Origin of the sequence: Melghirimyces thermohalophilus, assembly GCF_900102685.1 — a bacterium.
Lineage (GTDB): Bacteria > Bacillota > Bacilli > Thermoactinomycetales > DSM-45169 > Melghirimyces > Melghirimyces thermohalophilus.
On record NZ_FMZA01000009.1, the window covers coordinates 108567 to 129788 of the forward strand.

The 21222-nt window shown below is 53.9% G+C and carries 20 protein-coding genes; 19 read left to right on the forward strand and 1 reads right to left on the reverse strand.

The genetic code is table 11. The features are described from left to right. The first annotated feature begins 9 nt into the window (after window positions 1–9). The 13 genes from nuoL to fabZ all read left to right on the forward strand — a co-directional run bounded on the left by nuoL (window position 10) and on the right by fabZ (window position 14050). Complete coding sequence (nuoL, locus tag BLP91_RS08630) at window positions 10–1863, forward strand: NADH-quinone oxidoreductase subunit L (protein WP_091569670.1); 1854 nt, start codon at window positions 10–12, stop codon at window positions 1861–1863. Further along, window positions 1860–3386 carry a complex I subunit 4 family protein gene (locus tag BLP91_RS08635; RefSeq protein WP_245662206.1) on the forward strand — a complete coding sequence of 509 codons (1527 nt, stop codon included), beginning with the start codon at window positions 1860–1862 and terminating at the stop codon, window positions 3384–3386. Before nuoL ends, BLP91_RS08635 begins: the two co-directional genes overlap by 4 nt. 3 nt (window positions 3387–3389) lie before the next feature. After that, on the forward strand, window positions 3390–4901 hold the full coding sequence (locus tag BLP91_RS08640; protein WP_091569671.1) for an NADH-quinone oxidoreductase subunit N: 1512 nt from the start codon (window positions 3390–3392) through the stop codon (window positions 4899–4901). Window positions 4902–5344: 443 nt separating this feature from the next. Next, window positions 5345–5587, forward strand: a complete 243-nt coding sequence (locus BLP91_RS08645) for a DUF1146 domain-containing protein (RefSeq protein WP_091569674.1) — start codon at window positions 5345–5347, stop codon at window positions 5585–5587. 73 nt (window positions 5588–5660) lie between these two features. Next, window positions 5661–6401 carry a YwmB family TATA-box binding protein gene (locus BLP91_RS08650; protein ID WP_091569676.1) on the forward strand — a complete coding sequence of 247 codons (741 nt, stop codon included), beginning with the start codon at window positions 5661–5663 and terminating at the stop codon, window positions 6399–6401. A 21-nt stretch (window positions 6402–6422) separates the two neighbouring features. After that, the gene (gene murA / locus BLP91_RS08655) at window positions 6423–7727 is read left to right on the forward strand and encodes a UDP-N-acetylglucosamine 1-carboxyvinyltransferase (protein WP_091569679.1); all 1305 of its coding nucleotides are present in this window, start codon (window positions 6423–6425) and stop codon (window positions 7725–7727) included. Window positions 7728–7862: 135 nt separating this feature from the next. Next, on the forward strand, window positions 7863–8897 hold the full coding sequence (gene spoIID / locus BLP91_RS08660) for a stage II sporulation protein D (RefSeq protein WP_245662207.1): 1035 nt from the start codon (window positions 7863–7865) through the stop codon (window positions 8895–8897). A gap of 218 nt (window positions 8898–9115) precedes the next feature. Continuing rightward, window positions 9116–9790 (forward strand): stage II sporulation protein SpoIIQ, encoded by a 675-nt coding sequence (gene spoIIQ, locus BLP91_RS08665; protein ID WP_091569681.1) that lies wholly within the window; start codon window positions 9116–9118, stop codon window positions 9788–9790. Between the two features lie 166 nt (window positions 9791–9956). Further along, the gene (gene spoIIID / locus BLP91_RS08670; RefSeq protein WP_143003507.1) at window positions 9957–10244 is read left to right on the forward strand and encodes a sporulation transcriptional regulator SpoIIID; all 288 of its coding nucleotides are present in this window, start codon (window positions 9957–9959) and stop codon (window positions 10242–10244) included. 308 nt (window positions 10245–10552) lie between these two features. Beyond that, window positions 10553–11374: a DNA-directed RNA polymerase subunit beta gene (locus tag BLP91_RS08675; protein WP_091569685.1), complete on the forward strand. Its 822-nt coding sequence runs from the start codon at window positions 10553–10555 to the stop codon at window positions 11372–11374. A gap of 115 nt (window positions 11375–11489) precedes the next feature. Next, complete coding sequence (locus BLP91_RS08680) at window positions 11490–12011, forward strand: CDP-alcohol phosphatidyltransferase family protein (protein ID WP_091569688.1); 522 nt, start codon at window positions 11490–11492, stop codon at window positions 12009–12011. Between the two features lie 34 nt (window positions 12012–12045). Beyond that, window positions 12046–13362 carry an NAD-dependent malic enzyme gene (locus BLP91_RS08685; RefSeq protein WP_091569690.1) on the forward strand — a complete coding sequence of 439 codons (1317 nt, stop codon included), beginning with the start codon at window positions 12046–12048 and terminating at the stop codon, window positions 13360–13362. 253 nt (window positions 13363–13615) lie between these two features. Further along, a complete protein-coding gene (fabZ, locus tag BLP91_RS08690) occupies window positions 13616–14050 on the forward strand; it encodes a 3-hydroxyacyl-ACP dehydratase FabZ (RefSeq protein ID WP_091569693.1) in 435 nt (144 codons plus the stop codon). Window positions 14051–14113: 63 nt separating this feature from the next. Here fabZ and BLP91_RS17275 read toward each other — a convergent pair whose 3' ends face one another. Then, the gene (locus tag BLP91_RS17275; RefSeq protein WP_281220518.1) at window positions 14114–14239 is read right to left on the reverse strand and encodes a hypothetical protein; all 126 of its coding nucleotides are present in this window, start codon (window positions 14237–14239) and stop codon (window positions 14114–14116) included. Window positions 14240–14405: 166 nt separating this feature from the next. Here BLP91_RS17275 and wecB point away from each other — a divergent pair, with 166 nt between their 5' ends. From wecB to BLP91_RS08725, 6 genes are all read left to right on the forward strand, one after another. Continuing rightward, window positions 14406–15470 carry a non-hydrolyzing UDP-N-acetylglucosamine 2-epimerase gene (gene wecB / locus BLP91_RS08700; RefSeq protein WP_091569698.1) on the forward strand — a complete coding sequence of 355 codons (1065 nt, stop codon included), beginning with the start codon at window positions 14406–14408 and terminating at the stop codon, window positions 15468–15470. Window positions 15471–15541: 71 nt separating this feature from the next. Next, a complete protein-coding gene (locus BLP91_RS08705) occupies window positions 15542–16747 on the forward strand; it encodes a glycosyltransferase family 4 protein (protein ID WP_091569700.1) in 1206 nt (401 codons plus the stop codon). 164 nt (window positions 16748–16911) lie between these two features. Continuing rightward, window positions 16912–17952: a Gfo/Idh/MocA family protein gene (locus BLP91_RS08710; RefSeq protein ID WP_091569702.1), complete on the forward strand. Its 1041-nt coding sequence runs from the start codon at window positions 16912–16914 to the stop codon at window positions 17950–17952. Next, window positions 17949–19061, forward strand: coding sequence for a DegT/DnrJ/EryC1/StrS family aminotransferase (locus BLP91_RS08715; RefSeq protein WP_091569704.1), 1113 nt, complete (start codon window positions 17949–17951; stop codon window positions 19059–19061). Before BLP91_RS08710 ends, BLP91_RS08715 begins: the two co-directional genes overlap by 4 nt. 72 nt (window positions 19062–19133) lie before the next feature. Then, window positions 19134–20447, forward strand: coding sequence for a nucleotide sugar dehydrogenase (locus tag BLP91_RS08720; RefSeq protein ID WP_091569706.1), 1314 nt, complete (start codon window positions 19134–19136; stop codon window positions 20445–20447). Window positions 20448–20466: 19 nt separating this feature from the next. Then, complete coding sequence (locus BLP91_RS08725) at window positions 20467–21210, forward strand: acyltransferase (protein WP_091569709.1); 744 nt, start codon at window positions 20467–20469, stop codon at window positions 21208–21210. Window positions 21211–21222: the final 12 nt, after the last annotated feature.

Genomic DNA, 21222 nt, shown 5'->3' on the forward strand with positions numbered 1-21222 from the left:
GGTGATCCCATGATCGCGAATGCGTGGATAATCCCCCTCTTTCCCCTGGTCTCTTTTCTCCTCCTGTTGGCAGGCCGCAAAACCTTCAGCGAGCGGTCGGCGGCCTGGGTGGGAAGCTTAACAGCATGTTTTGCCTTGGCGGGATCTGTCTGGGTGCTGCTGGAACAGGTTGGCGGCTCATCGTATCGGGCTGGCCTGGAGTGGCTTTCTTTTGGGGAGACGAACATTCGATTCGGGGTCGAGGTGGATCAACTCAACGCCTTGATGTTATTGGTGGTGAGTCTGGTCAGCTTTCTCGTGCAGGTTTATTCCCGCCGGTATATGAAAGGGGACGAACGATTCCCTCTCTTTTACGCCTATCTCGGTCTGTTCACCTTCTCCATGTTGGGGCTGGTGATCTCGCCCAATCTGCTCCAAATGTATATCTTTTGGGAGTTGGTGGGGGTCTGTTCCTTTCTCCTGATCGGCTTCTGGTACTTCAAACCGGAGGCGAAGCGGGCGGCCAAGAAGGCCTTTATCATGACGCGGATCGGCGATATTGGCTTGTTTATCGCCGTGATACTCCTCTTTATCCACACAGGCAGCTTTGATTGGGCGCAAATCTTTGCGGTCTTAGAGGCTGGGGAGATTCCTCCGGAAGTCCTCACGTGGATCACTCTGTTGATCTTTTTGGGAGCGGTTGGGAAATCAGGCCAATTCCCCTTACATACATGGCTGCCGGATGCGATGGAAGGTCCCACCCCGGTCAGTGCGCTGATCCATGCCGCTACAATGGTGGCAGCAGGGGTTTATCTGGTGGCTCGGGCGTTTCCTCTCTTTGAAGCGGCACCTATCGCGATGGATGTTGTGGCGTGGACTGGGGCGTTTACAGCGATGTTCGCCGCCGCTATTGCTTTGGTGCAAAACGATATCAAGCGGGTGCTGGCCTATTCTACCGTCAGTCAGCTGGGGTACATGATGCTGGCTTTGGGTTCGGTCGGATATGCTGCTGGAGTTTTCCATCTGATGACCCACGCTTTTTTTAAGGCGCTCCTGTTTTTGGCGGCAGGTGCGGTAATCCTCGCCTTTCATCACCAGCAGGACATCCGCAGGATGGGCGGGCTTTGGAACAGCCATCGGAGGATCGGATGGTTCTTTTTGATCGGCTGCCTGGCCATTTCGGGAATTCCTCCCTTTGCCGGCTTTTTTTCCAAAGAGGAGATTCTTATGGCGGCCTATGCCGACGGGCGGATCGGGGTGTTTCTGATCGGTGTTGTCACCGCGTTTTTAACCGCCTTCTACATGTTCCGCCTCTTTTTCCTCGTCTTCTGGGGTGAAAGTCGGCGGGAGAGGCAAGCGGTGGCCGATCCTGGAATGATGAGGCCGATAGCTGTGCTGGCGGTGTTATCGGTGCTGGCCGGCTTCGTCCAATTCCCCGGCGACAGCTTCAGCCAATGGTTGACCGGGGGAGCGGAGTCGGCGGCCACTGGGGCGGGAGCGGTTTGGATTCCCTTGTTATCTATCCTGGTCTCTCTGGCCGGAATGGCCCTCGCCTGGACCATGTACGCCGCCAAAACCGTCGATCCGGATCTGGTTTCCCGAAGGATACCTTGGGCATACCGATTGTTGGAGCGGAAGTTTTATGTGGATGAGGCCTACAATCAGGTATTGATCCGTCCTTACCGGGGGTTGGGGCTGTTCCTGGTGGGGTTTGACCGGTATATCGTTCAAGGTTTGGTTCGGATCATCGCTGCGGTTCCCCGTCGGATCGGGGTCTGGGCAAGGGCCCTGCAGAATGGCCAATTCCAGACGTATACCTTGGTGAGTGTGATCGGGCTCGTTCTTCTGATCATCGGGCTGACAGCGGGGAGGTTGTTCGGATGATGGAACAGTTGCAGCAAGCGCTGCCGATCGGTCTGGTGTTCTCTCCTCTGATCGGGGTGATCGTCCTTTTATGCATTCCCCGGGACAAGGCGGGCTGGTTGAAAGGGGTGGGCATCCTGGCAACCCTGCCCCCCTCGGTTCTCGCCCTGCTCCTCTATTTCCAATTCGATGCGAGAGCAGGCGGAGTTCAGTTTGAACAGCGGTTGCCCTGGTTCCAGATTCAACTACCGCAGATCCCGCCCTGGGAAGTGGCCTTTCATTTCGGGGTCGACGGCCTCTCCCTGCCGCTGGCGGTGATGGCTGCCTTAGTGGCTACCTTGGCCGCCTGTGCCTCCGTCTACATCCAAAAGAGGCTGAAGGGATATTTTCTCCTGTTTCTCCTATTGGAGGTGGGGATGCTCGGTGTTTTCCTGGCTCGAAATATGTTTCTGTTCTTCCTGTTCTTCGAGGTCACCCTGGTTACTCTCTTCTTCCTGATCGGGATCTGGGGTTCCATCTACCGGGAAAAAGCGGCCAATCGCTTCCTGCTGTACAACGGATTGGGATCCGCTTTCTTGCTGTTGGCGATGATCGGTCTGTTCGTTTTGTTCCAAAGCTTGGATTACAGCCGCATGCAGGAGATGGCCCATGATTCGCGGATACAGGCCATGCTGGCCCAGGAGCCGGTGAACAACATCGTGCGCGGGATCTTTCTTTGTACAGTGGTCGCCTTTGCCATCAAGCTTCCCATGTTTCCTTTCCACACATGGATGTTGAGGGTGCATGCGGAGGCCCCGCCGGCAGTAGTGATGATTCACTCAGGGGTGCTTTTGAAGATGGGCGCCTATGGGCTGATCCGCTTCGGCGTGGAACTTTTCCCCCAACAGATGCAGGCGTTCGCCGGGGTACTGGCCCTGTTGGGGCTGATCAATATTTTGTACGGAGCGGCATTGGCCTTTGTGCAAAACGAGCTCAGGCGTTTGTTGGCTTATGCCAGTGTCAGCCATATGGGGATCATTCTCTTCGGGATCGCCGCCCTCAATGTGTCCGGGTTGACCGGAGCGGTCTTCCAAGCGGTGTCACACGGGTTTATCTCTGCGTTGCTCTTTTTCTTCATCGGAAGCCTCTATGAACGGACCGGAACCACCGACATTCGGCAATTGGGCGGAATGGCCCGCCCGGCACCGGTGTTGACGGGGATCTTTCTCGCCGGTGGGCTGGCCTTGTTGGGTCTGCCAGGCATGTCCGGGTTTATCTCCGAATTTCTGGCTTTCCTCGGATTGTTCCATGAGGAGCCGGGATTGGCTGCAGCGGGGGTACTGGGGTTGGTGCTGGCTGCTGCCTATACGTTGCGGGCGGTGCTGAAAGCGGGCTTCGGACCTGTTGCGGAGCAAATCAAGGGGATGGCAGACACTCGCTGGCCGGAGACGGCACCGATGATGGTATTGCTCTCCTGCATCATTTTGATCGGTGTTTGGCCTGACGTACTGGGGGAACCGATGAAAGTCACCATACAGACGATCGCGTCGAGGATCGGAGGGTAGGGAATGGAAAAATACTTCCTGGATTATGACTGGACCGTGATGGCTCCGGAATTGATCATTCTGGCAGCGGCTGCTCTCTTGTCCGTCATCGACCTCCTGCTGAAAGAAGGGGGGAATCGACGCCTACTGGGGTGGATCAGCCTGGCGGCGGTGATCGGGGCCGGAGTGGTAGCGGCCCAACAACTGGGGGACCCGGCTTACGAAATTTTGTCGGATACCTATCGGGTGGATGATTTTGCTCGGGTGTTCAAGTTGATTCTGTTGGCGGGAACCGGGCTGATTCTGCTGGGATCTTTCCGGGAGATGGATCGGGAAGGGAAAGAGGCCCGAGGCGAGTACATCTATCTCCTGTTGGCCGCTCTGCTGGGGGGAATGATGCTCACCTCCTCCGCTGATCTGATCACCTTGTTTGTGGGGCTGGAGTTGTTGAGCCTGGCCTCCTATATTTTAGCCGGAATCCGCCGAAAACGTACAGATTCCAATGAAGCCGCGTGGAAATACGTGGTGATGGGTGGGGTTTCCTCCGCCTTTATCCTATACGGAATGTCCTTTGTTTACGGGTTGACCGGGACCACCAACCTGTATACAGCTCAACAACGCCTTTTTGAGGCATATAACAGCGGCTATGAGCCTTTTGTACTTTTGTCGCTGTTCCTGATGCTACTGGGCTTCGCGTTTAAGGCGGCTTCCGCTCCCTTTCACATGTGGGCCCCCGATGTATACCAGGGTGCCGCCACTCCGGTGACATCTTTTCTGGCGGTGGTGTCCAAGGCAGCTGCCTTCTCACTTATTCTGCGGGTGCTCCTGGGCACCTACCTGTTTCTGTTGCAGGCCGGTCCGTGGCAAGAGCTAGTAGCACCGGCACTGTTGGTGATCGCTGCTGCTTCCATGGTGATCGGCAATACCGCCGCTCTCCGTCAGACGCGTACGAAACGGATGATGGCCTATTCCAGTGTGGCCCATGCCGGTTACATGCTGGTTCCGTTGGCAGCGGTGGCGGGTGCGATGCTGTTTGAAAGCACCATCTACTATCTCATAGCTTATCTGTTTATGACCTTAGGCGCTTTTACCGTCCTGATGGTGGTGGAAAGGGAGACGGGAAATGAGCATCTGGCTTCCTTCGCCGGTCTGTCCCGACGCTCTCCGCTGGCAGCGGCGGCGATGACGGTCTTTCTCGTCTCTCTGGCCGGGATTCCCATCACCGCTGGGTTTTTCGGAAAGTTTTACATCCTGATCCACGCGGTGACGGCTCGGGAATTTTGGATCGCGGCAGTGATGCTGGTGACGACGGTGGTCTCCTACTTCTACTACTTCGGAGTGATTCGGATGATGTACTTCCGCCCTCCCTCTGACGGGAAAAAGGTGCCGATTCCCGCCGGTGCGGCGGTGGTTATTCTGATTTCCCTGGCCGGGACACTCCTGCTCGGTTTTCTTCCTCAGTGGACCCTCGATTTTCTGGGGCAGATGGACTGGATGTCCACCTTATCTCCGGTGCGGGACACCCTTGGACAGTAACCCCTCCTCTGTCTACTGGAGGGGTCTTTGCTTTGGAAGGGGTGTGACCGTGCATGGGAGCGCTGTGCGTTCATGATTGCCCTCCTGGAAGAATGTTGATTTAATAGATTAATGGCTTGTTTTTGATAAGGGGACTTTCTCCTGCCCTTATAGCATCGCTGAGCTGATGGGGGGAGGGAAGAATCAGCGTGTGAAAAACGCCCATCTATAGGGTAAGCTTGGCGAAGGATTCGCTTGGCCCGAGCCGGATGCTGGCAAAGTCGCACGACTCGGTCTGGACAATCGGGAAGGAGAGTCTAGGGGGGCGGTGTTGCAGGCATCAGGTATGCTTACCAATCTGATCAGCGGCAGTGGATGGGTGAGGAGGAAAGCGTTGCGTTTCGTCCAGTTTTGGGTTAGCATGGGAATATCGTGAACCCGCTATACGAGGAGTGCATAATGTTATGGATGGAGCGACGGGCTTTGCCGTCTCCGCACTCGTCAACATCCTGCTGTCCCTCGCCGGGATTGCCCTGAGCTGGTGGGTCTTGCAGAATGTTCGCCTGGACCTGTTCCTCCGGGAACCAAAGGGTATTCAGGCCAAAGTCTTATATATCCTGCTTTCCATCATCTTTGGTCACGGCTTGGCTTCCTTTTTAAACGATTACATGAGCTGGTCTCAAATGCTCGGTTCCTTGTTCGGATAGAGGGGTACTGCCGGGTATAACCTCTTTCTGTATCGTGAACAATGGTTGAAAAAGATGCAGGGAGAGGGCATATATGATACAAAAGTGGTTTGGAATTCCAGCTTTGCTGCTCTTATCCGTTTTGCTGATCGCTTTCTCGTCCACCTTTACGGAAGATGATCAAATGGAACTAGTTCGCGCTTTTGAGCGTATGGATGTGGAAGCCACCCGGTACATGGTACATCATGGTGGTCGCATCGATCGCCGTTTAACAGGGGAAGAGGTGCACCAACTGGCGGACGGGTTGGCAGATGAGCTGAGTCTGGGGGATGCCCAGATTGAGCGCAGGTCGGACGGGACGCGTTTGGAAGCGGCCGGAACATGGTCTCGAAACATTCAGGTGGAATTGACCGTTATCAACGATAGGCCTCAGCCCCAGCGTGTGCAGCCATATCTTGCTATTCGTGTTTCTGGGAGTGAACTCCACCGGTCCCAACTGCTGCAGGTGCGCAACCGTCTCCATCGCGCATTGCATCAATATCGGATCCAACCCCGCACTCATTTCTCCATACAGGGAACGGTTTCGATGGAGCGAGCTGACAGACACGGACGGGAAGCGTTGATCCGCCGGGTGATGAAAGCATTAGGGGCCAGAGAAGTGGAATCGATGCGGACGGATAGAACCACCAGTGTGTCCGCATACACCCCTCTTTTCACCGGGGGTTTGAAAACCGGGGGTGGTATCATGAATGTTCAGATTGCCGCAAAGGCCGGTCAAGAAGATCGCCAGATGATTCTCACCCTTGGAACCCCGATCATCACGATAGAATATTAGTTATTCTCGGAGGGAAGATTCTTGGACAAAATCATTGTACGGGGTGGCAAACGGTTGAAGGGGCGAGTTCGGGTCCACGGCGCAAAGAACGCCGTCCTACCCATCATCGCCGCTTCCATCCTGTCCTCCCGGGGAGAGATCCTCATCCGGGATGTCCCCATGCTGGAAGATGTCAAAACGATCACCCAGTTGCTGCTCAGTATGGGTATCCGCACTGAACTGGACGAAAAAGCTGAAACCGTACGGATCCAAGCGGAACATGTGGAGCAAACGGAAGCTCCCTATGATCTGGTGCGCAAAATGCGGGCTTCCTTCTTGGTAATGGGTCCCCTGTTGGCTCGCAAAAAACATGCCCGGATCCCGCTGCCCGGCGGCTGTGCCATCGGAAGCCGACCGATCGACCAACACCTGAAAGGCCTGGAAGCGATGGGTGCCGAATTCCACATCGGTCAGGGCTTTATTGAGGGGACGGTTCCCGATCGCCTGCGTGGGGCTCGCATCTACCTGGATGTGGCCAGTGTCGGAGCAACGGAAAACATCATGATGGCCGCCGCGCTGGCCAAGGGGCGCACGGTGATTGAAAATGCCGCCTGTGAACCGGAGGTTGTCGACCTGGCCAATTTCATCAATGCCATGGGTGGACAGGTTCGCGGTGCAGGTACCGATACGATCCGGGTGGTCGGAAAAGATTTTCTTCGGGGAACGGAGTACACGGTTATTCCCGACCGGATCGAAGCTGGAACCTATATGGCGGCTGCGGCGATCACCGGTGGCGAAGTCTTCGTCGAAGGGGCGATCACCGACCACCTCAATCCCGTTATCGCCAAATTTCGGGAAATGGGTGTGGAGATGGTGGAAGGGGAGAACGGTATTCATGTCCGGGCGGACCAACCGCTCAAGCCGGTAGATGTTAAAACCCTTCCCTATCCCGGTTTTCCGACGGATATGCAATCTCAGATGATGGCGCTTCTGCTGAACGCCGAGGGGAACAGCGTGTTGACGGAGACGGTCTTTGAAAACCGGTTTATGCACGTGGAAGAGATGAAGCGAATGGGAGCCCAGATGAGGATTGACGGCCGGTCGGTTTTGATCGAAGGTGGACATCCCCTGTCCGGTGCTGAAGTGAAAGCGACTGATTTGAGAGCCGGTGCGGCTCTGGTGCTGGTCGGACTGGTGGCGCAGGGAGAGACAGCAGTGACGGAACTGCATCATATCGACCGCGGGTATGTTGGATTGGTCGAAAAGCTTCGCTCCCTTGGAGCCGATATTGAACGGATCTCCGAAGAAACGGGAGAGAAAGTCAATATCCAGCACTCATTTGCGTAAAATATAAGAGTAGAGGAGCCGCAGCCTGTGGAGCTGCGGCTCCTCTTTTTGTGATGGGTTCTATCCCGGAGGGCAGGTTCATAGGTTGAAAAAGAGGTTGTCCCTCGGATGATTTCCCACAGGAGGCGGATCCCATTGCATAAAGGAATGTTGTTGTTAACGGTGTTGTTGATCGGGGTGATGATCGCCATTCCGGCGATCCTGGTCCGGTTTGACGATGAGGATCCGTTAACCAAAAACAATGCCTCCGGCCAAACGGCGCTCGATTCCGGTCCTACGATCAAAGTGTATCTGACGGAGGAAAAACAGGTGGAGAAAGTCCCCTTGGAACGGTATATCCGGGGGGTGGTGGCGGCAGAAATGCCGGCGGATTTTCATTTAGAAGCATTGAAAGCCCAGGCGATGGTCGCCCGAACCTACATCGTGGATCGTCTGGCCAAAGGGAACTTTGATGACATGCAGGAGATGGGGGGCAAAGCGGCAGAGGCCCATGTGACCGACTCGGTGAATCACCAAGTCTATCGGAATGACGAGGCGTTGAAAGCGGAATGGGGGGATAAATACGACACCTATGTGAAGCGAATCAACCAGGCGGTGGCCGAGACAAAGGGACAGGTGATCCTGTACGAAGGGGAACCGATCTACGCCGCTTTTTTTTCAACTAGCAACGGACAAACGGAGAACTCCGAAGATTACTTCTCCTCTTCCTATCCCTACTTGCGGAGTGTCCCCTCTCCCTGGGATCAAGCCTCCCCCAAATTTAATGACCAAAAATCTTATTCGGTCCAAGAGTTTGTTCAGCATCTGACTCAGTCCACTGGGAAAGAGGTGGCTGTCTCCGCATCTGTCGGCAATGGTTGGCTGAAGGTGATCGAGCAGACCGAAGGGGGGCGGATCGCCAAAATCCAGGTGGGCGATCAAGTGTTTACCGGACGACAAGTGAGGGAAGCGCTCGACCTGTCCTCCAGCGATTTTAAGTGGAAGGTAGAGGGTGACACGATTACCTTGACCACAGAAGGGTATGGTCATGGCGTGGGTATGAGCCAATGGGGCGCTAACTTGATGGGGAAAAAGGGGAAACGAGCAGAGGAGATTATCCACTATTATTACCAGGGAGTCACCATCGCTGGCATGGAAAAAACACTGGCGCAGATAGAGGATGATAATTAAACTCCTCTCTTCCGGGGGCCATGTCGCAGGTGAACCCATCGTGTTTTTAAGATCGGACCCGACGGCTTTCTCATAAAAAAAGAAAGGTTTCATTTTAATAGACCGAGGATTTATACAGGTTTTGCCCCCTTCAATCTGTTAATTATATGAAAAAAAGGATGGAAAAAGGTATAAATCCAGGATCCCGTGGTGACAATGGATCCTGAGGTGATAACCAAATGAAACCAGAAGACCGTAAACCGACGGGTTCGGTTGAAAAAATTCCGCGTCTGAAATGGAAAAGACTATTAGCGAAAAAATGGTTTTTCCCCGCCGTCTACCTGGCAGCCGCAGCACTCATCCTAAGCCTGGTATGGTGGTATCAAAACACCCAGGACCTGGATGTGACCAAAACCAATACCGGCTTGGAAGAGCTGATCCAGGAAGAGACGGTACCGACGGAAAATACGGCGGAAAAGATGAAGCTTCCGGTTGCTGACGATTCCCAGGCGGAACAAGCGATGGGCTTTTATCAAGAAGCGGGTTCAGAAAAATCCAAAGAGGCGTCGTTGGTCCAATACGACAACTCTTTTTGGCCCCATTCCGGATATGACTTCGCCCGTAAGGATGGCAAAGCCTTTGACGTGAACGCCGCTATGAGCGGGAAGGTGCTCCGAGTGGAAGAAAATCCGTTGACCGGGCATCTGGTGGAAATCAAGCATAAAGATGGCTTGGTCACCGTGTACCAAAGCTTGTCCCAAGTTGGGGTTAAAGCGGGGGATACTGTGGACCAAGGAGATAAGATTGCCGAAGCTGGCCGCAATAAATTTGAAAAAGAAGCCGGCGTCCACCTCCACTTCGAGGTCCGCAAAGACAATAAAACCGTTGATCCGGGCCGCTATGTAAACCAATAAAAACTGCCAAGCGTCTCCGCTCCTTCGGGAGCGGTTTTTGTTATCTGCAGGATCAGAATATTGGCTAAAAAAGGGGATTGAGGCTTGTCAGGGCTTGTTAGATGAGAATAACCGTGGGAACTGCTCATATAATGTACCAGACATTAGGGAGAGGGAGGCGAGGGGAGTGCATGATTACATCAAAGAGCGGACAGTACGAATTGGACGCTATTTTGTGGAGACCCGAAACACCGTCCGCGCCATTGCAAAAGAGTTTGGGGTTTCCAAAAGTACCGTACACAAAGATTTGACAGAACGTTTGCCCGAAATCAACTCCGAGCTGGCCAATCAGGTGAAGGAGATCCTTGAGTATCACAAAACGATCCGTCACCTTCGGGGAGGAGAGGCCACCAAAGTCAAGTATAAGAGAGCACGCCCGAAGAAGGAGAAAAGTCTGGAAACCACCGAGGTCTAATTCCTATGTCCGCACACCCCGCCCGCCATAAATGAGGACTCCAACCGGGATCGTCTTTGAACCGCCGCACATACATAGACGGATGGCCCGTCGAGGCCGATCCCGGTTATAACCTAAGGAGGCCTCGATCTTTCTTTTTTGTTGGAAGATGCACCTTTAGTGGACTTCATTCTTCAGTTGCGATATATTTTATCTATAGAGGAAAAACCCTGGATGATTTCATTAGGATTGTACATAGTTTCCATCGGTTTTTGCTGTGGACAAGCTGACCGTGGAATGACCATAACCGCTGCTCGGAGAGGATAGCAATGCAGCAAAAAGATAAAAAAACGATCCGGGCCAGTGAACCGGAACAAGAACGTAAACCGCTTTCAAGTGAAGAGGAAATCTCCCAATTCCCGGAAACAGAAGGGGAGGGTCTGTATTCAACCGCTCAGCCTTCCGATGATTCGGCGCCTTCGGCAAGTTCATCGGAATCAAAGGGTGACCCGGATGAAAATGGACGCAAAAACGCTCCCATCGTCAACGGAGAATCAGAAGCGGTGGCTGAAGGAACCGGGGAAGCACGGAAAGAAGAAACTTCTCCAGATACAGTGTTTCCTGACTCCGACGCCATGCCGAAGCAGAAAGTGGGAGAAGAGTTAGGCCCTCTTGGGGCTGGGGAGAAGGATTCTGTGGAAAAGGATCGTCAGCACGTGGACGATACCGCCGGCTCAGAGGAAAGCCTTACCGACTGGGGACAGAGTGATCCTTTTGCTCCGCCGGAAGAGTTCCGAAAGGATGAGGAAGAAGCGATCCAATCACAATCCTCTCCATCTGCAGGTGCTTCGGATGAGGGTCGCCCCTATCGCAAACCGGCTGGCGTACTCAAATGGACGAAGAAAGAGAGCGACGCAGCCGGTAAGCAGTCGGAAACAGAGCTGGCGACTACCCCTGCTGCTAAAAAGAGACGCTTCCGGCTCAATAGGAAACAAGGGCTGATGTTTGTTTTTGTCTGGCTTCCCCTTTTGTCCGTAGCGGCATTGGCCGGCGGGTTGATGATCGGTTACAGTGTCCTCGGTAACGATCCCGTTGGTGAGGTGTTTACCCGGGAGCTGTGGGAGCACTTATATAATCTGATTTACGGGTAAACCCCCGCCCCCGCCTAACCCGATCGGTGGTGACGGGTTCTTTTCACGCCTTGGGAGTGTCCGTCCTGCTTCGGGGGCAATTTTTCTGGTGGGCAGCCATGAGGAGGGATCCCGATTGAACATACCCAATACGGTCACCCTGTTTCGCTTCATCCTCATTCCCATCTATTTGTGGATTTTCTTTTCTGAGATTCCTCATCGGATGGAATGGGCCTTTTTTGTCCTTCTGCTGGCCGGAATGACAGATGTGGTGGATGGTTATCTGGCGAGGAAAAATAAACAGGTGACACAATTGGGAATCATGTTGGATCCTCTAGCGGACAAACTGATGATGCTGGCCGTTTTTCTCTCCTTGCTCGCCTCACAACGTATCAGCATCCCTGCCGCTTTGGCCATATTTTTGCGGGATTTGGGGATGATCATCGCTTCTGCCTTTTTTCATTTTCAGGGAAAACTGACGGTGCCGGCTAATCTGATGGGAAAGCTGACGACGGTCTTATATTACATCGCCCTCTCCCTCCTGATGTTTGATCATCCCATCGGCGGAGAGTTTCTGTGGGGTGTGATCATTTTTTCCTTTTTGACCTCGTTTGTCTACCTATTTCAATTTAAGCAGATCAACCAAAAGATCATGTAATGAAATCTGTACTCGTTGTCGGAGGTGTCCGTTATTGAATGATCGAAATATCACCCGGGCGTTTGTGGTAGAAACACCCTCTGTTCCGGGAAACTTAGGAAAAGTGGCCACAGCTATCGGCTTCTCCGGTGGAGATATCGGTGAAGTGGAGACCGTTCAGGTGGGTCCGACATCGACTCTTCGCACCTTTACCGTTCACTGCGACCATGAAGAGCAATTAAAACAGATACAAGAAGCGATTCGCGAACTGGGAGGCGGGATTCGCCTGCATGCGGTATCCGATGATGTGTTGCGGGCCCATGAAGGTGGAAAAATTCACATGACCAGTCGCTTCGATGTCCGCTCTCTCGCGGACCTGCGCCGGGTGTACACCCCCGGCGTCGCCAACGTTTGCCGAGTGATCGAGGAAGAGCCGGAGAAAGCGCGTCTCTACACCAGCATCGGTAACACGGTCGCCATCGTGACCGACGGGACGGCCATACTTGGGTTGGGGGATATCGGACCGGTGGCCGGTATGCCTGTGATGGAAGGAAAAGCGGCATTGTTTGACCGTTTCGTCGGAATCAGCGGCATTCCCATTCTATTGTCGAGCCAGGACCCGGATGAGATGGTTCGGACCGTCAAAACCATTTCCCCCGGCTTTGGCGGTATTCTGCTGGAGGATATCGGCTCTCCCCGTTGTTTTGAGATTGAAGAGCGACTAAAAAATGAACTGGACATCCCTGTGATGCATGACGATCAACACGGAACCGCAGTGGTGACTCTGGCTGCGGTGATCTCGGCCGCCCGCAGTGTCGGAGTCGACTTGAAAGATGCCGTGGTTGGTCAAATCGGCCTCGGCGCCGCCGGCCTGGCCTGTTGTCGGATGTATATGGCTTATGGGGTTCCCAAAGTGATAGGGGCGGATAAATCGGATGCCGCCAAAAAACGGTTGCAGCAGCACGGCGGCGAGCCAGTGGATAGCGTCGAGGAGCTGTTGAAACAGTCGGATATTGTGGTGGCCACCACTGGCGTGCCTGGTCTGATACAGGAGAAATGGGTCCGAGACGGGCATATCATTCTCGCTTTGTCCAACCCCAAGCCGGAAATCGAACCCGAAGCGGCTCAATCGGCAGGGGCGGCCTATGCTGCAGATGGCCGCTCCGTTAACAACATCCTCGGGTTTCCCGGCATTTTTCGAGGCGTTCTCAATGCCCGGTCCAGCGAGATCAGTCATGAGATGCTAGTCGCTGCCGCTGAGGCGATCGCTGATCAAACCAAACCCGGCGAACTGGTTCCCCACCCTTTAAACTCCCGCGTCCATCAAGTGGTGGCCCAGGCGGTGGAAACCGTCGCACAGACAGAAAAATAACCAGCAGAAAAGAGCACCGAGGGATCTTCCCCGGTGCCTTTTATTTGAACCCTTCGCGTATGACGAAGGGACATTTTTATTGTAGTAAGGAATTCCTTCTTTCATACATAAAAAAGCTGAATCGAAATATCTAATCAGATGGCAGTGAAGTTTTTCGGAGCCAGAGGTGATTTGTGATACAATCAAATTGCTTATGACCAGACATCGACAAGGGAATATGGGTCCCTGTTGATGAGAAAATGGAGGGTTGTTCATGGAGCTGGATGCGAAGCAGATCCAGGAGGTGATCCCTCACCGGTACCCGTTTTTGCTGGTGGATCGGGTGTTGGAATGCCAACCGGGTGAACGGGCGGTGGGGCTGAAAAATGTGACGGTCAATGAGCCTTTCTTTCAAGGACACTTTCCCGGCTACCCCGTGATGCCCGGCGTGTTGATCGTGGAAGCCTTGGCGCAGGTGGGAGCGGTCTCTGTATTGAGCAAGGAAGAAAACAGGGGAAAACTGGCTTTTTTTGCAGGGATTGAAAAATGCCGTTTCCGAGGTCAAGTGAAACCGGGGGACACGTTGACCTTGGAAGTGGAGATGCTGCGGCTGCGTGGATCGTTGGGAAAAGGAAAAGGCGTGGCCCGCGTGGGGGATCAAGTGGTCGCAGAAGGGGAATTGATGTTTGCCCTGCAAGAAAAGGAATGAACGCCATTTATGTGGACGCATCGAAAAAAGCGTCCATTTTTCAAACCGAGAGGCCGGATGATGTTACCACATGCGGTACAACAGGTACAGAATCGTCCATAACAAGAGGCTGATGATGCTGCTATTAATCAGTCCGATGGCACAATCCAGCGGTGCGGGTTCATCTGGTTGTCTTTTTCGGATTGCCACAAGCATTTCCTCCACGACCTGTTTTCCTTTTATAACATGGACGGAATCAGCGGATGCCATGCCTGTGTAAAGTCTTAGTTAATAAGATGTAAAAGACGCAACACGAAACGCCTTCTCGACGTTTTTTAAAGAGGGCATTTTAAATCTGCCTGCAGGAGGGAATCGCATGAAGGTTGTAACCGTGGTGGGAGCTCGGCCTCAGTTTATCAAAGCCGCTCCTGTCTCTAGGAGTTTGCGCTCCGATGCGAAGGAAATATTGGTTCATACTGGACAACATTATGATACAGCCATGTCCGATGTGTTTTTTACGGAATTACAGATCCCCCGGCCGGATTATCATCTGGGGATTGGATCCAAATCCCACGGGGCCCAAACTGGGGAGATGTTGGCCGGCGTGGAAGAGGTCCTGCAGAAGGAACAGCCGGACTGGGTGTTGGTGTACGGAGATACCAACAGTACCCTGGCAGGGGCGTTAGCCGCATCCAAACTGCATATCCCAGTTGCCCACGTGGAGGCAGGACTGCGCAGCTTCAACCGGAGGATGCCGGAAGAGTTGAATCGGGTGCTGACCGACCACGTCTCTTCGCAGTTGTTTTGTCCTACAGAAACGGCCGTCCGTCACCTGGAGGCGGAGGGGATTACCGACGGGGTACACCAGGTGGGGGATGTAATGATGGATGCCGTTACGTTTAACCTGGAGCTGGCTAGGGAACAATCAACGATTTTGGAACAGCTTTCGTTGGAGGAGGAGAATTATCTACTGATCACTCTTCACCGGGCGGAAAATACCGATGATCCTAGCCGACTGCAATCGATTGTATCCGCGCTGAACAGCCTGTCGATTCCGGCGGTGCTGCCTCTTCACCCCCGAACGGCCCACAAGATGGAATTATATGGTTTGACGTTTGGCAATCCCCGATTGCAAGTGGTTGATCCAGTGGGTTACTTAGATATGCTTCGGTTGGAAGCCAACGCAAGCAAAATTTTGACCGATTCCGGCGGCGTACAAAAGGAAGCGTTTTTGCTTAATATTCCTTGTATTACCATGCGGGATGAGACGGAATGGACAGAAACAGTCGATCAGAAAACCAATATTTTGGTGGGAGCGGACAAAAGGGAAATCATTGAATGTGTGGAAAGTTTTCAGGTAGACTTTTCTCGTGTCGATCCGGTATTTGGTGATGGAAATGCAGCCGACCGCATTGTGGAACGGCTCTGGAAGGATGGATAATCAACATTCGCGGCTGCCTCGGCTTCGTCGGCCTGGGTGATTCGCGTCGGAAAGGAAGAACGTCCCACACCATGAGCCTCAATGTATTGGTAATCTCACATATGTATCCAAACCCGGCCAATCCGATGTCGGGTATCTTCGTCCACAACCAAGTGAAGACACTGAAAAAAGCCGGGGTAAACAGTCAGGTGATTTCTCCCATCCCTCGCTTTCCCATTTATCCCCCCTGGAGGGGGTACCGCAAGTTTCCGCAAGCCGCCACCATGGACGGGGTGCCCATCCGTTATGTTCCCACGTGGATGTTTCCGGGAGGTCTCTTTTTTCAAATCTATGGATACCTGTATTATCGTTCCCTGGTCTGTGAGATAGAGGAGTTAAAAAAGAGGTTTCCCTTTGATCTGATTCACTGTCATACTATTTATCCCGATGGGTATGCGGGCACTTTGCTCAAGCAACAGTTTGGGGTTCCGGTGGTCAGTACCATCCATGGTTCGGATATTCGTCTCTACCCCTTTCGCAAACGAGGGATCTATGAGCGGACAGAGGATGCCTTGCGCAATTGTGACCATATCGTTACCGTGAGCGAGAAGCTGAGGCGGGACGCGCAAAAGATCGTGGCCGGAGTGGAAGCGACCACCATATACAACGGATTCGATCCCCAGCGCTTTTATCCCCGCTCCCGGGCTCAGGCACGCAAAAAACTGCAGTTGCCGGAAGAGGGGAAAACCATTCTATTTGTCGGCAATCTGTATAAGGTTAAAGGGGTCCAATATCTGCTTGATGCCTTTGCCCGTCTGACCGATGTTCATCCTGATGTCCGTCTGCATCTGGTCGGTGATGGGCCGTTGCGTGCTCAGCTAAAACAACAGGCGCGGGAACGAGGGATTCTGGATCAGGTGCTGTTTGCGGGCCGGAGGCCCCACGATGAAATTCCATGGTGGGTAAACGCCAGCGATGTGGTTACGTTATCCAGTTTGAGCGAAGGGTTGCCGTCGATCTTGCTAGAAGCGATGGGGTGTGGAAAACCGGTGGTGGCGACCGATGTGGGAGGGATCTCCGAGATCCTTCACCATCGCAAAACGGGATTCTTGGCAGAGCCGAAAAATTCAGAGGAATTGGCCCACTATCTCTCCATTCTATTGATGGAAAATGAAGGACTTGCCCATGATATGGGGGAACGAGCTTATTCTGAATCAGGCTCCTACACGTGGCAAAAAAATGCCGAGCGAATGGCCACTCTATACCATTCGCTAGTAAAGACGGCCGACTCTAAATGAAGCACTAAGGTTTTTTTAAGATTGCCGTGATAGGATACCGTGAACATTTCGGTTGTGTTACATTTAAGATGGAAATTGTAATCTTGTTGTAACAAAAAAATCTATCTTTGATCGTGCCCGTCTGTCAAAGGCGGGCGCAATCGGTTAAGAAATGAGGGACAGCGGTGGTACGATACGGGATCATCGGTTGTGGCCATATTGCTAAAAAACATGTGGAGGCGATCCGGGCAGTGGACGGTGCCCAACTGGTGGCTGTCTGCGATACGGATCCCGGGCGCATGGAGGCCTTCCTGGAGGAGGGAGTGGAGGGTTATACCGATTCGGCGGACCTCGTCAGCCGCTCCGACTTGGATGTGGTCAATATTTGTACACCCAGCGGCCTTCATCCTGATTTGACGGTACAGGCGGCGGAAGCAGGCAAGCATGTGCTGGTGGAAAAGCCGATGGCTTTAACCATGGCCGAGGCGGATCGAATGATCCAGGCTTGTGCAGATAACGGGGTGAAGCTGAGTGTGGTTCATCCCAACCGGTTCCGGCCGGCGATCCGGGAGCTAAAAAAACGGCTAGAGCGAGGTGCTTTTGGCAAGATCAGCCACGCCAACGCCACCCTTCGCTGGAATCGAAACCAGTCTTATTACGATCAGGCCCCCTGGCGGGGGACCCAGGCCATGGACGGCGGTGTATTGATGAATCAAGCGATCCACAACCTGGATCTGCTGTTGTGGACAGCGGGTGATGTGGAGGAAGTCGCCTCTTATCAGGCCACACGTCTGAGGAACATCGAAGCCGAGGACACATCGGTTTCCATCGTCAAATTTAAAAACGGTGCCCTGGGCGTGATTGAAGCGGCAGTTACCCTGTATCCGCGTAACCTGGAGGAATCCCTCTCTCTGTTTGGGGAGACGGGGACAGCGGTGATCGGAGGGCCGACGGCTAACTGGATCAAAACTTGGAAGTTTGCCGACCTGACTGATGAGGAGGCCGAGGAGGCGATCCGACAGGTGGAGGCGGATCCCTTCGGGATGCCCGGACACCAATGCTTGATTCAGGACATGACCGAAGCGGTCCGGACCGGGGGCGAACCGATGGTGACAGGAGAAGATGGCCGGCGGGCGCTCGGTCTGGTGGTCGCCTGTCAGACTGCCGCTGAACGCGGCGAGCCGGTCTCGATGGATGAAGTGTTAAAAGGGGGTGGGTGTCAATGAGCAAGACACCTTTACTCGATTTGCAGGCACAGTATCGACAACTGCAAGAGGAAATAAAAGAGGCGATCACCGGTGTGCTGGAAAGCGGCCGTTATATCCTGGGTCCCGAGGTGGCCGCCCTGGAGGAAGAGATCGCTCTATACAGCGGAACCCGGTACGGGGTTGGCGTCGGCAACGGTACCGATGCGCTGTTGCTGGTGTTGAATGCCTGGGGGATCGGCCCTGGGGATGAAGTGATCACCACTCCCTTTACCTTTTTTGCCACCGCCGAGGTGATTTCCAGGTTGGGGGCTCGTCCGGTTTTTGTCGATGTCGACCCCGAAACGGGCAATCTGGATGTATCCCAGTTGAAAGAAAAGGTGACGGAGAGAACCAAAGCTGTCATCCCCGTCCATATCTTCGGGCAGCCTGCCGACCTGGATGAAGTAACCCGTTTCGCCGAAAAACACGGCCTGTGGGTGCTGGAAGATGCGGCCCAGGCCATCGGGGCGGAATACAAAGGAAAACGGATCGGTTCCTTTGGCGATGCCGCTACCTATTCCTTTTTTCCGACCAAAAACCTTGGCGGTTACGGGGACGGTGGTATGGTGGTTACCGATGATGAGGAATTGGTCGCCAAGTTGAAAAGTTTACGCGTACACGGCCGCAGCCCCAACTCCAAATATCACAATGACGTGATCGGTTACAACAGTCGCCTGGATGAATTGCAGGCAGCAGCGCTCCGGGTGAAGCTTCGCTACCTGGATCAATGGAACCAAGCGCGCCGGGAGCGGGCCCACCGCTACGATCGTCTGTTGCGGGATCTTCCGGTGGAAACGCCGGTTGTGGCGGCGGACCGCACCTCCATTTACCATTTGTATATCATCCGGACGGATCAACGGGATGCCTTGATGGAGCATCTGAAGAGTCAAGGGATCGGGACTGCCGCTTATTATCCGGTGCCGCTTCATTTGCAAAAGGTGTACCGGGAATTGGGGTACCGAGAAGGAGATCTTCCGGTAGCAGAAAAACTTTGTCGCCAGTCGATGGCCTTGCCCCTCTATCCGGAACTGGATGAAGAGAAGCAAGAACGTGTCGCCGATGCGGTGAAAGCATTTTTTCATGCTTGATCAAAAACAGGCCAGGCGATTTTAGCCCCTGTTCGGTTGATCCACATACTTACAACAAAGGGATGAGGTTGGATGAACACGGAATCAGTGTTACAAAAAATCAACCGAAGAGAAGCGGTGATTGGGGTGGTCGGCCTTGGCTATGTCGGGCTGCCCCTCGCAGTGGAAAAAGCAAAGGCCGGTTACCGGGTCATCGGATTTGATATCCAACAGAAGCGTGTCGATATGGTGAATCAGGGGATCAATTATGTTGGAGATGTGGTGGATGAAGAACTTTCCCAGATCGTCGGGGACGGGAAGTTTCGCGCCACCACCGATTACAGTGAAATCGCTGAGGTAGACGCCGTGGCCATTTGTGTCCCCACTCCACTGGATATCTATCAGCAGCCGGACACCTCCTATGTGGAAGCATCGGCTCGGGAGATTGCCACAGGACTGCATGAGGGGATGCTGGTCGTCCTAGAAAGCACCACCTACCCCGGTACCACCGAGGAAGTGGTCCGGCCGATCCTGGAAGAAGGAGGCCTGAAAGCGGGCGTCGATTTCTACCTCGCCTTCTCCCCGGAGCGGGTGGACCCCGGCAATAAAGTGTACAACACCAAAAATACGCCGAAAGTGGTCGGGGGCATCACCCCAACCTGCACCCAAGTAGCGGCGGCGCTTTATCGCAATGTGCTGGACGGGGAAGTGTTTGAAGTGTCCAGCCCCGCTGTCGCCGAAATGGAAAAAATCCTGGAAAACACCTTCCGCAATATCAACATCGCGCTGGCCAACGAGATGACCGTCCTCTGCAATAAGATGGGGATCGACTACTGGGAAGTGGTAGAGGCGGCCAAAACCAAGCCCTACGGATTTATGCCTTTTTACCCGGGGCCGGGGCTGGGTGGCCACTGTATTCCCATCGACCCTTATTACTTGACCTGGAAAGCGCGGGAATACAAGTATCATACGCGGTTGATCGAAGTGGCTGGGGAGATCAACCATTATATGCCGGATTTCGTGGTGGAGCGGACGATGAAAATGCTGAACCGCCACGGAAAGCCCTTGAACGGGTCCAAGGTGCTGCTGCTGGGTATCGCTTATAAGCGGGATATCGACGATATGCGGGAGTCCCCGGCTCTTGATATCATCCGGTTGCTGAAAAAACACGGCGCCGAGGTGTGGATTAATGACCCCCATATTCCGTCGGTTCGCTTGGACGGTCACACTTATCACAGCAGGGAGTTGACCGGCGAGTTGCTGGAAGAGGCGGATATCACCTTGATCACCACGGATCACAGCAGCTACGACTATCAGCTCATCGCCGACAAGGCCCGGGTGATTTTTGATACCCGAAACGGGATGAAGGAAGTCGCTTCCATTCGCGGCGACTATGAGAAGATCTAAAACAAACGGAGGATGCTCAATGAGCCAAGCGATCCATCGGGATGCTCACATCGGAGAAGGAGTTCAGATAGGCCGTTTTACCACGATTGAAGAGGGAGCTGTTTTAGGTGATAATGTCACCGTCGGCAATCATGTCACCATCCACGCAGGGACCGTGATCGGAGAGGGGAGCATCGTAGCCGATCACGCTGTGATCGGCCGGTGGCCCCGGCCGGCCAAATCCAGTACGGTGAAAGTGGATTCCGAACTTCCGGCACTGGTGATCGGCGAAGGTTGCACGATCGGAGCACATGCTGTCCTGTATCGGGGCAGCCGGATCGGGCGGGAGGTGTTGGTGGCAGACCAGGCCTTCCTCCGCGAAAAATGTGCCATCGGTGACCATGTCGTGATCGGACGGGGAGTTGCCGTAGAAAACCAGGTGGAGATCGGGTCCCACACCAAAATTCAGACCAACGCGTATATCACCGCTTACTCCCGATTGGAAGACCATGTGTTTATCGCTCCGGGGGTTCAGACCACCAACGACAATTTTATGGGCCGGACCGAAGAGCGGTTCAAATGGGTGAAAGGCCCCACTGTGAAACGGGGAGCCCGTGTGGGTGGAGGAGCTGTTTTATTGCCCGGTGTCGTGATTGCGGAGGAATCCTTTATCGCCGCCGGAGCGGTGGTCAACCGGAATACGGAGCCGGCAATGGTCTATGCCGGGGTGCCGGCCCGCGTATTGCGGCCGGTACCGGAGGGTGAGATGATGCGCGAAACTTAGAGAGAGGTAGAA